Raw genomic sequence first — 15,997 nt, 5'->3', positions numbered from 1 at the left:
GTATGCGGGTGTAGTTTAGTGGTAAAACCTCAGCCTTCCAAGCTGATGATGTGAGTTCGATTCTCATCACCCGCTCCAAATGGGCCTATAGCTCAGCTGGTTAGAGCGCACGCCTGATAAGCGTGAGGTCGGTGGTTCGAGTCCACTTAGGCCCACCATTTGTTTATATGAATCCGCAGTAGCTCAGTGGTAGAGCAATCGGCTGTTAACCGATCGGTCGCAAGTTCGAGCCTTGCCTGCGGAGCCATTATTTGGGGAAGTACTCAAGTGGTGAAGAGGTACCCCTGCTAAGGGTATAGGTCGCTAACGCGGCGCGAGGGTTCAAATCCCTCCTTCTCCGCCAGATAAATATTGGCCCCTTGGTCAAGCGGTTAAGACACCGCCCTTTCACGGCGGTAACACGGGTTCGAGTCCCGTAGGGGTCATTCTTAAAAGTATCTTACGAATATTCGTAAGATACTTTTTTTATTGTATCGTAAAACGATTCGTATTCATTTTTCGTAAAAGTATGAATATAGATAATCAAGTTAGTCATGATTCAATGGTTGCTGTGTAGTCAATATTTATCGAATATAGAATAGATTGAGTGAATTTGTAAAATCATGAAGCCGTTTCAAGTGGCTTTCCATAATACTATTGAAAATGACTTGATTGAATTCCTCTTTCATTCCAAGTAGAGGAAGTGATCTAGCTTTGTGTATTTAAGCACTCTAAAAGAGGGTCTTAGTCATTCCCTCAAATCAATCATATTTTGGATTGGAACTTTTTCAGTAATCCTCTTAATAACCTGCTGGACGCCACACAAGTCGAACCGTTCGCCATTGTAAGAAGTCGTTCGCTCGTGTCGATCTCTTCTATATGTTTTACATTCACGATACAACCTTTATGGCAACGGTAAAAATACTCGCTCAGATTTTCATAATCTTTTAATCGGCCAGGGAATTCAATTTGTTCATTGTGTAAATGAAGGACGAGCTTATGCGGATTCGGCGAAGCCTCAAAAAAGTAAATCGCATCATGGTCGATATTGCGAATCCGAGAACCCATTTTTATTTGAACGACGTTGACATCAGCGTCGTTCCCTATTTGTAAATAACGTTTATGTGCTTCTTTTAACACGTCTAATACTTTATTTTCCCATGCATTTACTTCATCTTTAATAATAAAATCTAATGCAGCTACTTTATAGGTAAAGGTTAAAAAAGCCATTTCGGAATGAGTCGTCATAAAAACAATACTGCAAATGGGATCGAGTTTCCGAATTTCACTACTTAGTTGCATGCCCGTCATCTCATGACCAAGGTCAATATCAAAAAAATAGCAATCGACTTTATGATTTTGCGCGTAAGCCAAAACTTCATTTGGATTTGTTGTGGCAAGGGCAATATGAATACCGTTATCTTCAATTAAGGCATACTTTTGAATGACTTCTGTTATTGCTTTCAATTGGGTTACATGATCTTCACAAATGACAATTTCCAATGATTATTTCGCCTCCTGTTGAATTTCGAGTTCTTGGATAAAAGCTTGAGTATCTATTTTAGTATGGAGTATAACATGATTGTTGGCATTGATAATTTCTTTCAGAATCGATAAACCGAGCCCACGTTTTCCTCCCTTAGTTGAAAAACCTTTCCGGAAAACATCCTGGATGGAAACTTGTAAATCTTCTTGGATTTTATTTGAAATGACAATCATGATAGACTGTTCAAGTTTGATAAAAGCGACACGGATCAACGGCTTATCTAATTGTTTAGAAGCCTCGATTGCATTATCCAGTAAAATCCCTAAGACACGATTTAGTTCGATGATGTCTAATTGAATATGCAAGATTTCTTCTGTAACTTCAAAGTGAATCGGAATGCCATTTTCCCTGGCGTGGATAAACTTCGTCGTAAGTAATCCTTTTAACCCGTCGATTTTTAATTTGTTGAGCTCATCTAACATCATATTATTTGCAATTTCTTTTTGCTGTGTAGGTAAAATGCTGTCATAAAAATAGTTTTTTAAAGACTGCATATCTTCTTTTTCTATGTAATAACGTAGGGAGGCAAGAATATTAATATAGTCATGCTTAAATTTTCTTGTATCCTCATTCGTTTGTTCAAGCAATTGCAGATAGTTTAAAAAGTTTTCCTGTTCTTTTTCCTTGGCGCGAATATTATAATGTTTGATTGACAAATAAACGAGGGCAGCTGCAATTACCAAGATAAGCACAAGATAAATCGAGAAAATCCATAAGTTTAATTGAATCGCTTCGTACGAATGATAGTCTGGCATCATTGCGATATTTAAATAGAAAAAAAGAAGCGTCAGGAAAACAATTGAAGCAAATAAATAAAGCACTCTATTACTAAATATATTTTTATGAATAAAATAAGTGAAAATCCGTTTATATAGATAGGCTGTAGCAAAAAGTAATAAGAGAAACATGAGTTCTCTTAGTATGAAAAATAGGGATTCAGATGAAACTTGTGCAAATAAATGAACGCTAATAATTGATACAAGATGATCAATTATGACAGCCAATATGAAAGAAATCAAAATGTGTAAAATAAAAATATGACTATTGGATTTTCTTTTAAAAAACATGATTAGGCTAATTAATAGGTAGAATGCAGCAAAGGGCCCGAAAGCTAAGAAAAGCAAGATTGTTGGTAATAAGATGAACAGTATTACTGGAACAATATCCTGCTTGCTGATTTTATAATTAAGTAAAAATATATTAATTAAGAATATAGTAAAAAACTGAAACAATAAGCTTATTAACAAAGCAAGAATGGAATCTATATCCATCAATGTACCTCCTTTGTATTCAATTATAGTTTAAAAGGTGGTTAATTGATATTTAAAATGTTGTAGTTTTTAGCTCTTCTGGTATTTCAATCTCATGAAAAATTGAAAAGCACATTTGCCTACTTCCAAGCGAACCCCAAAAAATAAGAAGTTTTCCAATCACTTTTATCATTCCTTGTCACTCTCCTTTTGAATAGTAGATACCAAAACTGTAAAAGTTTCTATTAAAAGTCCTGCTACTAAAAATTTAGTGATTGTAGTGGGAAGGACGAGAATAGTTACCCCTAAAATACTTAAGCGGATATATATCTTCCTTCTCAGATACTGTGCATGGGCGCTCCCTCTAATGGGATTAACAGCAGAACCAATAGGTGCAAACAATAATAGGGGAACTGCTGCTATTAAATAGGTAATCCCAATATGTATGATGCCAATGTCTAAGTTTTTTAAGAGAAAAGAAGAAACAGGAAAAGTAATACAACTTACGATTAAGCATAGATAAAAATTTTTGCTGTGAACTCCGAAAGCAACTTGCCTAAACAAAAAGAAACTGGCATGAATTAAGAAAGTTTCTATAAAACAGCCCATTAGAAGTGCAAAGCCATACATAAAGAATAATTTTTTGAAATCTGCGATAACTATTCTCCAACCATAAATCAACTTAATTTGATCTAAATGAGATAACTTCATTTTAGAAGAAAAGAGCTTTAATATCTTTTCTTCTCTATAAGTAAAGTCCATTGATAGCTCCTCCTTTATCATGGTTTTATTGTACTGGATATTCGGACGAAAAGGTTTATGTTTACATGAAAGTTGAAAATACATACTTAATTGAAAAAAAATAAAAGGAATGTCGCAAACGCATGAAAACCTATCTTGAGCGTGTTTTTCGTAATGGAACACGAGTAGCTTTAATAGTAGAATATTTAGTGTTATTGCGTTCATGAGTACATAAACGAATTATCTAGAAGTATTTTTAACGGTCATGACTAGAAAAGTATTTTTCACGACAAAAGAAACATTATTCGGAATTTAGCTAGTATGATTAAAGAGAAGATTGATAAAACCATCTACTTTGATAAAACAATAACTGATGATTTATCCTTTTGGTCTTCTTGGTAAAGTAAGGTCAAATTGGTAAAACATAAAAAGAGTGTGGAAGCTAGAATTTTACTCTTCTCCAATAGGTCTCTTAGTTGTTATCCGGATCAACTGGAGGTTCTATCGGAAAGAACTCTTACTACTGACTTACGAGGAAGTGATTTAAATGAAGTAATTATTTATAGGGTAAATAATTCTCTTAAAAGCATGTTCCTATTACTGAGGCGAATATCGCAATTTATCAAAAAATGGAGGTACTTTATGATGAAAAAAGTAAAATCAGTGGTCGTTACGGCACTAGCAGCACTATTGGTAGTAGTTATACTAGCACCAAGTACTATTACTGCACAAGGATTGACGCATCAACATATTTCTATGGGAAGTACTCTTACAACAGCTTATATTGAAGGATATAATACTAAAGGCGTAAAAGGAACAGGTCTATACGGTACTAATAAAAACAAAGTAGTGACTGGTGTTAAAGTAAGGTTAAAAGAAGGAAATTACGATAAATCTGCCAACAATTATAAAAACAAGGGTGGCTGGACGCCTAAGTTATCAAAAGTAAATAACCCACTCGAAGTTGCTTATACTACCTATAGTTGGAGATACTAGTCTAGCTTTTATGTTCATAGTCTTTTGGCAGCGTATTAAATGCTGCCAAAAGCCTTTCTATTTTAAATAATGCTTGTGTTATGGTTACTAATGAAAAAGCGAAGGAAGTAAATATGATACCAAATTTAATGAGAAAATCGTGGTTGCCTTTATTTTTTACAATAATCGTTTTTAGCATTGTTGCGGGCGGAATATCTATCATCTTGTCTGTAGAAGAAAAGATGGCAAATAATATTCATAAAAACACATATCGAATTCATATGAACCAAACTGATTCGGAGATAAATTTCACAAATGATGATTTACTATCATGGCTAAATAAACAAGATGATTCTTTTACGTTTTATAAGAATTTACCAGAATCGGCTAGTCGGTTGAGCTATTCAAATGAAGCATCCACTATTTACAATGTAGGGAAAAACGCGGCATATATTAATGAATGGAACAAACATGATCAAATCGTAAAAAATGGTAAAAAATATTTTTATTTTGATCGGATAGAGTATGAAGTAGTCGGTTATATTGATCATTTCACAAATATAGTCGCAAGTATTATCCCATCATTAGAAGCAAACCCTGAAGCATCGATGGAAGGAGAGTATTACATAGATGCTGGGGGGAAAAGTGAGTTGCTCATACAAGATTTATTAACGACCATTCAAAAAACAAATAACGAGGCTGAATTTAATTATGAAAAAGTAGGAAAAGCATGGGTAACTGATTTACTCAATCAACGATATGCGCTATTTATATTTCTTGGGTCTAGTGCACTCCTATTTATCTCTGGATTTACGATTATACTCTCGTGGGTAGAAAGATATAAAAGAGAGATGTTTGTTAGAAGATTATCAGGAGCAGGGGAGACCCGTTTGTTAGTAACGATTTACTTCAATATGCTAAGTGTTCGATTCATCGGAATCATATTTGCAAGTTTACTCATTTTTTTAGCTACTAATGTTTTTAACTTATTGCCATACAATACGGTGTTTCGTTTGGAATCGATCATCGTAGGAATCGTGCTCTTCTTTATGATGGATATCATATACACGCTACCTATGTTGTTTATTAATCAAAGAAAACAATTAATTAAAATTATGAGGTAATATAAAAATGCTCATTCAATTAAAATATGCCCTAGAAGATATATGGCGAAAAAAACTTTATTTCATTTCATTTTTAATTCAGATTGTGATGATCACCCTGTTAATTACGGAATCCTTTGCTTTCATACATAAAAAGCAAGATGCCTTTCATCATTTGTCTAATACATTTGATTTATCAAATGCTTTCTATATATCAATGGAAGAGAAAGAAGCGTATGTAGGCGGTAAATACGAAGAAAAGATCATGAAAGATTTATATACTCATCTTCAACAAAGTGATCAGTATATAAGTTATGCAAATATCGAAGATTATATAGAAATAGAAGAAAGACCTAAAAATCCACTCGCTATTGAGGTGGAACTAGGGCCCGCCAAAATGTGGGTTTATAAAACGTTGTCTATTTCACCCAGCTTTATAAATATATTTGATTTGGCTTTATCAAAAGGGGAATTTTTTGACTCGAATTGGGAGTTTGTAAGCGATGAAAGTATACCTGTTGTACTTGGGAATTCATATGAAAAATATATGGAGATTAGCGATGAGTTTACAGATGTCAATCATTTGAAATATAAAGTTATTGGCTTTTTACAAGATGGACAAACTTTTGTGGATGTATCATTTGGCGAAGGTGTCATCAAATTAAATGATGTTGTTTTAATGCCAATCGATGTGACAACATTAGAAAATATATATGTGAATGGAAATTATGATTATGAAACTTATCTCGATAATGCGACAATCATACTTAAGAATAGAAATGATCTCAGTGAATTAAGAGAGATTACCGAGAAATCACAGGTTTATAATTATAATTTTAGCAGTATAGCGGGTGTTTCTCATTATATGGAAAAGTCTACGCAAGAAGCTGTCGGTGTGTTTTTATTTATAGCGATATTAGTTATCGTTTTTGCTTCATTACTCGTCATTATTAATACTTTGGAATTTGTTAGAAAAAACATAAGGGAATTTAGTATTCATATTTTTTGCGGAGCGACCAAGGTTCATATTGCCTTAAGGATTTTTTTACAAATCTTTATTGTTTGGTTACTTTCTTTTATACTTTCACTTATGATTTCAAGCCAAACTTTTATTGTATTCGGTGTTTCAGGAATAATTTTATTCCTTTGCCTAGGAACTTGTCTTCCTAGCTTTATTAAACTTTTTAAACTTCAAATCAGTGATATATTAAGGAGAAAAGATTAAATGATTGAGCTGAAAAATATTTCAAAAGTCTATAATAAATCTAAATCCAATGAAGTGAATGCGCTTCAAAATATTGATTTAAAAATAGAGGCGGGAAGCATGCTAGCAATTATGGGACCATCGGGTTCAGGAAAATCTACGCTGCTCAATATACTTGGCTGCCTAGATGTAGCTAGCGCAGGCACATATAAGTTAAATGGACAAGAACTGCAATCATTGAGCCGTGGAAAATTAGCTGCTGTACGAAATCAGCACTTTGGTTTTGTGGTACAGGACTTTGCACTGATTGAAGATTATACCGTTATGAAAAATGTTGAAATTCCACTTCATTACAGTAAGAACAAGGTCAATAAAAAAGAAAAAACCTTAGCTTTGTTGGATATGCTCGGGATGAAGGAAAAAGCGTCTGAATATGTCTATAATTTATCCGGTGGGCAAAGGCAGCGTGTAGCCATTGCACGGGCATTAATTAATAATCCGGATATTATTTTAGCAGATGAGCCGACTGGAGCATTAGATCAAAAAACAGGTGAGCAAGTATTAGCTATTTTCAAAAAGATACATAAAGAACAAAATAAAACAGTTTTAATTGTAACACATGACGAAAAGATTGCGAAACAATGTGAGGGAATCATAAATATAGTAGACGGAAAAATAGTTAAAAAATCTTATTAGGTGAGAAATGGAGTGATTTTAATAGAGAGGAAGTTGTTGTAGATGGAGAAAGTTAAAGAAAAGAATGAATGGATTGGATGGGTGAAAGCAATAGGGCTTGCTGTTATGCTGGCTTTTGTCATTCGTTTCTTTCTGTTTGTTCCCATTGTCGTTGAGGGATCTTCTATGATGCCAACGCTTGAAGAAGATGATATAGTCGTTGTGAATAAAATAGGAGCAAAATTTGTTGAGTATAATCGATTTGATGTCATTGTTTTTGAAACAAACGAAGAAACACATTATATCAAGCGTATTATCGGGGTGCAAGGTGATCATATAGAATATGAGAATGGCAAGCTTTTCATTAACGGTGAACATTATGAGGAATCCTATTTAGAGGACTATAAAGAAGTGTTAATTAATAACGGTACGCTTACGGAGGATTTTACATTGGAAGCGTATTTAGGCGAAACGGTAGTACCAGATGGACACTATTTCGTACTTGGTGACAATCGTCAAAGAAGTGAGGATAGTCGGAATCCACGAATAGGTTTTGTTCCAAAGGAGAAAATCTTAGGGACTGCGGAAGTTGTTTTATTTCCTTTTCATCATTTTAAAGCAATAAAGTGATTGTAAAGGGATGATTTATCAAACAAAAAGGATTTGATCAGATGTCCAAATGAATATTTAGCAGTGTTTTTTTATTACGTCAGTATTTTTATTTTGATGATATTGTCCCATTCCTATGGGCTACAAGGATTTGTTGCGTTATGGTTTTTTATTGGGATGGGCGTAAAACCCCTATGCCTTTAGGCTAGGGGATGTAAGCCTTAATTAAAATCTCTAACTTCTCTTTCCTTACTTACTAACTCAGTTTCTTTCAAAGAAATATTTTTAAGTGAATATCCTTTTCTTAACAAATATTTGATTTTTTTGATTATAATGAAGAAATATAAATATGAAATGAATGGGGGAGCTTTTATGCTAAAATCATTTAAATTTTTAATTATGGTAAGCCTTTTATTTTTTGGTTTTGGAGTAAGCACTACATCTGCAAATGATGATATTGGTTATTTATGGAATGAAGCAGAAGGATTACCAAGTGAAACAATGATCATATCTGAAGGTGATGATAAAATTAGTACTAGAGATGTCAAATATATAAAATAGGGCAAAGGAACAATGAATATTTCTGTTGTTGCAAGTAATTCAAGAGGGGAAATTGTGCCGGCGGGGTATCTTGTATCTAGAATTACTGCTACTGGAAAAACTATTAGAGAACATAGTATTGGAAATTCCGCTGTAACAACAATTCTTATGAGAGATGGTCGTGAATTAGGCCGTAAGAGTGATTCATCAACTCTTTCTAAAACTGCAACTGCAAGTGTAGCTACTTTCCCTGGTTCGGTAGTCCCAAAAACTGAATATAGAGCTCATGGTACTCACGCAATTACAAAGGGAGTATCCCATTCTGTAGGTTATACTGGAGAGAGCTTAAAATTTTAAAGACTGACTCAAAAAAGATTAAAATAGGAACCTAAAAAATAATATTTTAACTTACAAAGGACGTAAGACTATGAATTTAAGGGAAATATATATAATATTACTTTTTCTTGTAATTACAATTGTAAGTGTAGGATGCAGCAATATTGCGAATCAGGAAAGTGCACAGGTTGTTATTGAAAATGAAAAACTTGTTAAAGGAAAAAACATTTTAATAAAAGAATCTGATGAAGAAAAGTTAGGGTTTAAGCCAGAGTATACAGTTGAGATTGTACCCGACTTCACATCGGCAGCACAATATACATTATTAAATGAACAATTAGATTATCTGAAAGCAAAGGATCAAATTGCACAATTTAAATTGATAATTGATATTGATAGTAATCGAGAAAAGCAGTTTAAATTAATGATTTGGGATGGAGAGGAATTTATAAATTTCAAAAAATTGGATCAACTTAGTAAATATTATGAAGTAAAATTACCTGAAGGAAAAAATTATATGGAATTGAATGAAAAAGTTAATTTGGTGGATGGATCTCCTTTAACAGAGTTAGCCTTCCTTATACACGATCAAGACTTTCCGGCGGATATAGATTTTCAATATAGTCCGATAAGGATTTATATAACTAATGAAAAAGAGCTACTCGAAATTCCAGTAAAAAAAGATAAGCGCTATAAAGAGGATCATTCTTTGCTTCAAAATAAATCTGAATTCAATGAATTGGAAGGGCCTCGAATTACATTTTTAGATGAAGATAAAAATGTATTACATGACAAACATCTAACAGATAAAGTTAAATTCGTATCTATAAGCCAAATTAACCTTAATATGAAAGAAAGTATTATATTTTACGATTCAGACGGGCATATATATGAGAGTTATTTTATGATGCATCCAAAAGATAAACAAGTTGTTTTGCCAATACCTGAAGAAATAAAAAAGAATATAGGTAAAAAGGATTTTTATATGCTTATTAATTATAACTATGATCAAGCAGGTTTAGAGGAAGTTCATAAAATAAGAGAAAATGAAAGAACACCGTATTTAAATTATTCTTACTCTTTTAAATTAGGAAGTGACAGTAAATCATCTGATTAAAATTTGAATAGTAGAAAGTTAAACAAAAAATGAAAAGAGCCAATCGGATGATGTCGTGTCCTATAAAAAATCCACCTTTCGAGGAATAAAGGTGGATTTTTTATATTAGGAAAGTGCGAATTGAATGAGTAGAGCAAGCCCGAGAGATGTAGCGAACAATGTATTCGTTACACCTGTGTTTTTCATCGCAGGCATCACTTCTAGTGGATTTTCTGATTGCTTAAATGTACGTACTGCTTTGAGCGGTTTTGGAATGGTGAGTAAGACGATAAGTGCCCATGGTGTCACATGTTGCGATAGAACGAGTGCGATGACCCAAATGTAAGATAGTGCGAAAAGTGTTGCGTATACACGCACTGCATTTTCTCGTCCGATTAAAATCGCCATCGTTTTACGTCCGCCTTTTGTATCTTGTAAGATGTCCCGAATATTGTTCGCTAACATAATGTTCGCTACGAGGAACATGCTCGGAACGGATAGAAGGATGGCATCTGTCGTCACTTCACCTGTTTGAATGAAATATGAAATGAGCACGAGTAACATTCCCATAACGAAACCTGAGACAACTTCACCAAATGGTGTGTAAGCGATTGGAAAAGGACCACCCGTATAAAAGTAACCAATCGCCATCGAAACGATACCGACAATGGCTAACCACCAAGAAGTTTGAACGATAATATAAATTCCGATGAAAAAGGCAATGGCATAAAAGGCTAGGGCAAGTTGTAATACTGTTTTTGGCTGAATGCCATTTCGTACGATCGTTCCTCCAATCCCGATAGATTTTTCATTATCGAGCCCAAGTTTGAAATCGTAGTATTCGTTAAACATATTCGTCGCACTTTGAATGAGTAAACTTGCGATGAGCATCGCGATAAAAAGGCCAGTATGAAAATGACCGTCTCGTAGAGCGATCATCGTCCCTAAAAAGACAGGGGCAAATGAGGCTGTCAATGTATGGGGACGTGTTAATTTCCACCAAATACGCCAACCTTCATCTTTTTGTAATTGTTCGTGCACGTTATTCTCTCCTTCATGAAAAATGATTCCTTTCTATTGTACTGTATATTATGAAAAAGTGTCACTGCCTCGCCTCGTTTTTTTGATAAAGTCGTCCATTGGCGGTATAATTTGAATGTAGTGTAATCGAACGTCATGATTAAAAAGTGAAAGCTTTCTATATGGGAAAGCAGTACGGAGGGAACCTAATGTGTAAACGTTTGACGTATCGTCAACTTCAACAACAGAGTGATAACCGCCGGATCTATCAGCAAACGATGCCGTGGAATGCGCAAGACGGATTGTCGCTGTTGAAGAAAAAAAGCTTAACAGAAGACGCTTTTTTTTATTGGCAAAATGAGAATGATTCAGTAGAGATGATTGGAATCGGCGCGACGCTTTTATTGCAGTCGGAAGCAGAAGAAGAACGATTCCATGAGATTGAATCGAGCGTGAGTTTATTGCGTCAGCGAGCAGAGGATGACTTTTTGTTATTCGGTAGTTTTACGTTTGACGCGGCGCATGAACCATCACCAGAATGGGATGCTTATGAAAATGCATTATTTATCGTGCCAACATATTGTATTCGCAGAGACGGGGATGTATGGTCTAAAACCATTACTGTCTATTGTGAGCCCGAAGAAAAAGACGAGTTGCTCAATCAGCGAGTTGAACAGTGGGAGCAGTTGCAACGAGAAAAAGAAGAAAATGCAACATTCGTGACGTACACGAAGCTAGAAGAGAGACAAGTAGAGCAATATCGAGAAAGTATCCCTCAAATGACATCGCTCATCCGTGAAGGCAAAGCGCATAAAGTGGTACTTGCTCGGTCTTTGCGATTACAGTTTGAACAACACCCTCAAATTGCGTCATTGATGGAACAGTTAAACGAACAACAAAAAAATAGTTATCGTTTCGCTTTCCATATCGATGATTCAACTTTTATCGGAGCGACTCCAGAGCGTCTTATTAAAGTCAATCATCGTCAAGCAAATTCTGAAAGTATTGCAGGGTCGATTCGGCGAGGGAACACTGCTGAAGAAGATAAAAAACTTGGAGAATCATTATTAGCCGATGAAAAAAATCGAGAAGAGCATCATTATGTCGTAGAAATGATTGAACCGATCTTTCAAGAGTTGTGTGAAACGTATACGATGCCAGACCGTCCACAACTATTGAAAATGCGAGATATTCAACATTTACATACACCGATTCAAGGAGAGATGAAGGATGATGTGACGATTTTACAATTTATCGAACGATTACATCCGACTCCTGCTCTAGGTGGTGTACCGACGAAAGTATCGCTTGAATACATTCGTCAATTTGAACGTCAAGATCGTGGGTTATATGCAGCACCAATCGGTTGGTTTGACACAGAAGGAAACGGTGAATTTGCGGTAGCGATTCGTTCTGCTTTATTAAAAGACAACGCGGCATATTTATATGCCGGCGGAGGAATTGTGGCAGATTCGAATGTAGAACACGAATATCAAGAAACGTGGAATAAATTTTCACCGATGTTACGTATTTTTGGAGGAGCGCGAGAAAATGACGAGTAGTTTAACGAAGTACGTGAAACGTATGACGAATAGTATTGTAGGAAGTGGAGTAGCTCACGTAGTGATTAGTCCAGGGTCTCGTTCGACTCCTCTTGCATATGCCTTTGCGTCTCATCCTCACATACAAGTGCATATCCAAGTCGATGAACGCTCAGCAGGTTTTTTAGCGTTAGGACTAGCGAAACAATTTAAAGAGCCTGTCGCTTTGCTCTGCACGTCTGGAACGGCAGCTTCGAATTACATGCCAGCGATTACAGAAGCACATTACGCAAGAGTCCCGCTCATCGTGCTCACCGCAGATCGCCCTCATGAATTGCGGGAAGTAGGAGCACCTCAAACGATTGATCAAGTGAAAATGTACGGCGATTTCGTAAAAGCGAGCATCGATTTTCCATTAGCTGAAGAGTTAGAAGCGTCGTATCGTTTTGTGGAACAACAGTCGGTACGATTAATTCAAACAGCGACTACTCATCCGATGGGACCAGTTCATTTCAATATTCCATTCCGTGAACCGTTGTTAATTGACTTTGATTTAGACGTACCGTCTCTGTCGTATGAACGTCAAATGATTGGCAATGTTACAGTGACAGAAGAGCAGAAACAGATGTTAGAAGATATGTGTCAAGAAGAACGTGGAATGATTGTTGTCGGCGAGTTAGAGATGCCGATAGAAAAAGAACGTTTTTGGCAATTTGCTCGTCAGCTCGGATGGCCGGTACTCGTTGATCCGATTTCACAATTGCGTACGGAAGTTCCAGACGATGTCATGTGTATCGACCAATACGATGCTTTATTGAAAGATGAATCGTATCAACAAGAGATGCGACCGGATTATATTTTACGCATCGGAGCACAACCGACTTCTAAACCATTAAATCAATTTATCGCGAAAAGTGATGCACGTCTTATTACAGTGGATGCTTCGCCACATTTCCGTGACTTTACAGCAACAACAGCGATTCATTGGCAAATGCCGACCGATGCACTGTTTAGTTGGGAAAGTACGGACAAACCCGTTCGTCCTTATGCGAAACGTTGGATCGAGGCGAATGTGATTGCACAAAAGCATGTGCGTACTTACGCCGGAAATGATGAAGGAGCGTATGTGAAAGCATTAGCTAATCATATTCCGACGGGAGATGTGCTTTTTAGCAGTAGCAGTATGCCAATTCGTGATCTCGACACATTTTTCTTGCAGACGGATCGCGATATTCCAATACTTGCCAATCGTGGCGCCAACGGGATTGATGGTGTCGTTTCGACGGCAATCGGCGTACAGCGAAGAGCGGAGCGTCATACGTGGTTATTAATCGGAGATCTCGCCTTTTTACACGATGTGAACGGACTGCTTGCGACACGATACGGTGAAGTCGATTTAACAGTTGTTGTGTTAAACAATGATGGTGGTGGAATTTTTTCTTATTTACCACAGTCGACAGTAAAAGCACATTATGAGCAATTGTTCGGCACACCGACAAATTTAAAGTTTGAGCAGATCGCTCACCTGTATGAAGCTCAATACGATCATGTCGAGACAGAAGAAGACTTTGTACAAGCTTTACAAGCTGAAAAAACACAACCACTTCGCATCATCGAAGTCGCGACGAATCGTTTTGACAATGTAGCACGTCATCGTCAATTGTGGGCAGCGATTAACGATGAGGTGAACGGAAAATGAGTTTATTTGTCGAAACAGTAGGTGATTCGAATAAAGAACCTATCGTATTTTTACACGGTTTTACAGGAAGTACAAAAACATGGTCACGCGTTATAGAAAGATTGAGTGATACGTATTATTGTATCGCGATCGATTTAACGGGCCACGGAAAGTCGCCAATTGAATATGATTCTAAACTTTATGCGATGCATATTCAAATCGAACAATTGCACGATGAAATTACATCGCGCACGAACCGTCCTTATACGATTGTCGGGTATTCGATGGGAGGTCGTATCGCTCTTTCTTACGCTTTACGTTACGGGAAAGAGATGCGCCATTTACTTTTAGAAAGTGCATCACCTGGTTTGCGTACAGAAGCGGAGCGTCAAGAGCGACGTGAGCGAGACGAGCGATTAGCGCAACGCATTGAGCGTGAAGGTGTTGAAGCATTCGTCCGTTTTTGGGAAGGGATTCCTTTATTTGAAACGCAAAAGCGTTGTTCCGAAGAGATTCGCCAAGCAGTTCGTGAAGAACGTCTCAGCCAAAGTGCAGTCGGGTTAGCGAACAGTTTGCGCGGTATCGGAACTGGCGCTCAACCTTCCTATTGGGACGCGCTCCATACACTGACCGTTTCGACCACATGTATCGTTGGAGAGCTCGATTCGAAGTTTGTTCAAATTGCAAAACAGATGAAAAAAGAGGCGCCTAATATTCAAATTCGAACAGTTTCTGGAGCAGGTCATGCGATTCATGTGGAAAAAGAGCGTGAATTTGCTACAATAGTAAAGAGTGAACTAAATGTTAATTAGAGGAGGAACTCAACAATGACTCGTACATGGGAACCAATTCGTGAATACGAAGATATTAAATATGAGTTTTACAACGGGATTGCAAAAGTGACGATTAATCGTCCAGAAGTACGCAACGCATTCCGTCCAAAAACAGTAATGGAATTAATCGATGCTTTTTCACGCGCACGCGATGATAGCCGAATCGGTGTAATCGTTCTAACAGGTGAAGGTGAGAAAGCATTCTGTTCAGGAGGAGACCAAAAAGTACGTGGACACGGTGGATATGTAGGTGACGATGAAATTCCACGTTTGAACGTATTAGATTTACAACGTCTAATCCGCGTAATTCCAAAGCCAGTTGTCGCGATGGTTGCAGGATATGCAATCGGTGGCGGTCACGTATTGCATGTCGTCTGTGACTTAACAATCGCAGCGGACAACGCAATTTTCGGTCAAACAGGTCCAAATGTTGGATCATTTGACGCTGGATACGGTTCAGGTTATTTAGCACGGATTGTCGGACATAAGAAAGCACGTGAAATTTGGTACTTATGCCGTCAATACAATGCGCAAGAAGCACTCGATATGGGGCTTGTGAACACAGTCGTTCCTTACGAGCAGCTCGAAGATGAGACTGTTCAATGGTGTGAAGAGATGTTAGAGAAAAGTCCAACTGCTCTTCGTTTCTTAAAAGCAGCGATGAACGCAGATACAGACGGTCTTGCAGGACTTCAACAAATGGCAGGAGACGCAACACTCCTTTACTATACGACAGACGAAGCGAAAGAAGGACGCGACGCATTCAAAGAGAAGCGTAAGCCAGACTTCGATCAATTCCCACGTTTCCCATAGGAATCGAGCTATACAAAAGAGGAGAGCGCCGTATCGTGCTTTCCTCTTTTTATTTTTC

17 protein-coding genes and 5 tRNA genes are annotated in these 15,997 nt (G+C 36.8%); 17 read left to right on the top strand and 5 right to left on the bottom strand.

Features of this window, described 5'->3' with window-relative positions:
- Positions 1-4 precede the first annotated feature (4 nt).
- The 5 genes from IRY55_RS10580 to IRY55_RS10560 all read left to right on the top strand — a co-directional run bounded on the left by IRY55_RS10580 (position 5) and on the right by IRY55_RS10560 (position 425).
- Positions 5-78: transfer RNA gene (locus IRY55_RS10580), tRNA-Gly, on the top strand.
- Positions 79-81: 3 nt separating this feature from the next.
- A tRNA-Ile gene (locus tag IRY55_RS10575) sits at positions 82-158 on the top strand.
- A 14-nt stretch (positions 159-172) separates the two neighbouring features.
- Positions 173-247, top strand: a tRNA-Asn gene (locus IRY55_RS10570).
- 6 nt (positions 248-253) lie between these two features.
- A tRNA-Ser gene (locus tag IRY55_RS10565) sits at positions 254-343 on the top strand.
- A 10-nt stretch (positions 344-353) separates the two neighbouring features.
- Positions 354-425 (top strand) — tRNA-Glu (locus IRY55_RS10560).
- 319 nt (positions 426-744) lie between these two features.
- On the opposite strand, the gene IRY55_RS10555 is transcribed toward IRY55_RS10560, so the two are convergent.
- Genes IRY55_RS10555 through IRY55_RS10540 form a run of 4 tightly spaced genes read right to left on the bottom strand, consistent with a single transcriptional unit; the run spans position 745 to position 3,537 of the window.
- Positions 745-1,482, bottom strand: a complete 738-nt coding sequence (locus IRY55_RS10555; protein ID WP_194563282.1) for a LytR/AlgR family response regulator transcription factor — start codon at positions 1,480-1,482, stop codon at positions 745-747.
- A gap of 3 nt (positions 1,483-1,485) precedes the next feature.
- Positions 1,486-2,796: a sensor histidine kinase gene (locus IRY55_RS10550; RefSeq protein WP_194563281.1), complete on the bottom strand. Its 1,311-nt coding sequence runs from the start codon at positions 2,794-2,796 to the stop codon at positions 1,486-1,488.
- A gap of 52 nt (positions 2,797-2,848) precedes the next feature.
- Positions 2,849-2,968, bottom strand: coding sequence for a cyclic lactone autoinducer peptide (locus IRY55_RS10545; protein ID WP_194563280.1), 120 nt, complete (start codon positions 2,966-2,968; stop codon positions 2,849-2,851).
- A complete protein-coding gene (locus tag IRY55_RS10540) occupies positions 2,965-3,537 on the bottom strand; it encodes an accessory gene regulator ArgB-like protein (RefSeq protein WP_194563279.1) in 573 nt (190 codons plus the stop codon). Before IRY55_RS10540 ends, IRY55_RS10545 begins: the two co-directional genes overlap by 4 nt.
- A 621-nt stretch (positions 3,538-4,158) precedes the next feature.
- Here IRY55_RS10540 and IRY55_RS10535 point away from each other — a divergent pair.
- The 8 genes from IRY55_RS10535 (at position 4,159) to IRY55_RS10500 (ending at position 10,075) form a co-directional block, all read left to right on the top strand.
- Positions 4,159-4,512, top strand: a complete 354-nt coding sequence (locus tag IRY55_RS10535) for a hypothetical protein (protein WP_194563278.1) — start codon at positions 4,159-4,161, stop codon at positions 4,510-4,512.
- Positions 4,513-4,625: 113 nt separating this feature from the next.
- Positions 4,626-5,615, top strand: coding sequence for an ABC transporter permease (locus tag IRY55_RS10530; RefSeq protein ID WP_213086701.1), 990 nt, complete (start codon positions 4,626-4,628; stop codon positions 5,613-5,615).
- A 7-nt stretch (positions 5,616-5,622) separates the two neighbouring features.
- Positions 5,623-6,819 carry an ABC transporter permease gene (locus tag IRY55_RS10525; RefSeq protein WP_194563277.1) on the top strand — a complete coding sequence of 399 codons (1,197 nt, stop codon included), beginning with the start codon at positions 5,623-5,625 and terminating at the stop codon, positions 6,817-6,819.
- A complete protein-coding gene (locus IRY55_RS10520; protein ID WP_194563276.1) occupies positions 6,820-7,494 on the top strand; it encodes an ABC transporter ATP-binding protein in 675 nt (224 codons plus the stop codon).
- 42 nt (positions 7,495-7,536) lie between these two features.
- Positions 7,537-8,103 (top strand): signal peptidase I, encoded by a 567-nt coding sequence (lepB, locus tag IRY55_RS10515; RefSeq protein ID WP_194563275.1) that lies wholly within the window; start codon positions 7,537-7,539, stop codon positions 8,101-8,103.
- Between the two features lie 351 nt (positions 8,104-8,454).
- Positions 8,455-8,643 (top strand): hypothetical protein, encoded by a 189-nt coding sequence (locus IRY55_RS10510; protein ID WP_194563274.1) that lies wholly within the window; start codon positions 8,455-8,457, stop codon positions 8,641-8,643.
- A 12-nt stretch (positions 8,644-8,655) separates the two neighbouring features.
- Positions 8,656-8,979 carry a hypothetical protein gene (locus tag IRY55_RS10505; RefSeq protein WP_194563273.1) on the top strand — a complete coding sequence of 108 codons (324 nt, stop codon included), beginning with the start codon at positions 8,656-8,658 and terminating at the stop codon, positions 8,977-8,979.
- A 70-nt stretch (positions 8,980-9,049) separates the two neighbouring features.
- Positions 9,050-10,075 carry a hypothetical protein gene (locus tag IRY55_RS10500; protein ID WP_194563272.1) on the top strand — a complete coding sequence of 342 codons (1,026 nt, stop codon included), beginning with the start codon at positions 9,050-9,052 and terminating at the stop codon, positions 10,073-10,075.
- Between the two features lie 105 nt (positions 10,076-10,180).
- Here the strand turns inward: IRY55_RS10500 and IRY55_RS10495 are convergent, their stop codons facing one another.
- Complete coding sequence (locus tag IRY55_RS10495) at positions 10,181-11,095, bottom strand: 1,4-dihydroxy-2-naphthoate polyprenyltransferase (protein ID WP_194563271.1); 915 nt, start codon at positions 11,093-11,095, stop codon at positions 10,181-10,183.
- A 188-nt stretch (positions 11,096-11,283) separates the two neighbouring features.
- Between IRY55_RS10495 and IRY55_RS10490 the strand changes: the two genes are divergently transcribed.
- The 4 genes from IRY55_RS10490 to menB are packed head-to-tail and all read left to right on the top strand — an operon-like array spanning position 11,284 to position 15,939.
- A complete protein-coding gene (locus IRY55_RS10490; RefSeq protein ID WP_194563270.1) occupies positions 11,284-12,636 on the top strand; it encodes an isochorismate synthase in 1,353 nt (450 codons plus the stop codon).
- Complete coding sequence (gene menD / locus IRY55_RS10485; RefSeq protein ID WP_194563269.1) at positions 12,626-14,314, top strand: 2-succinyl-5-enolpyruvyl-6-hydroxy-3-cyclohexene-1-carboxylic-acid synthase; 1,689 nt, start codon at positions 12,626-12,628, stop codon at positions 14,312-14,314. The genes IRY55_RS10490 and menD overlap by 11 nt, the downstream gene beginning before the upstream one ends.
- Positions 14,311-15,105 (top strand): 2-succinyl-6-hydroxy-2,4-cyclohexadiene-1-carboxylate synthase, encoded by a 795-nt coding sequence (gene menH, locus IRY55_RS10480; protein WP_194563268.1) that lies wholly within the window; start codon positions 14,311-14,313, stop codon positions 15,103-15,105. Before menD ends, menH begins: the two co-directional genes overlap by 4 nt.
- A 15-nt stretch (positions 15,106-15,120) precedes the next feature.
- A complete protein-coding gene (gene menB, locus IRY55_RS10475; RefSeq protein WP_194563267.1) occupies positions 15,121-15,939 on the top strand; it encodes a 1,4-dihydroxy-2-naphthoyl-CoA synthase in 819 nt (272 codons plus the stop codon).
- The last annotated feature ends 58 nt before the right edge of the window (positions 15,940-15,997 follow it).

The organism is Savagea serpentis (assembly GCF_015351395.1).
Classification (GTDB): Bacteria; Bacillota; Bacilli; order Bacillales_A; family Planococcaceae; genus Savagea; species Savagea serpentis.
Note: the sequence above shows the minus strand (reverse complement) of the source record. Positions and strands in the feature narration are given on the sequence as shown.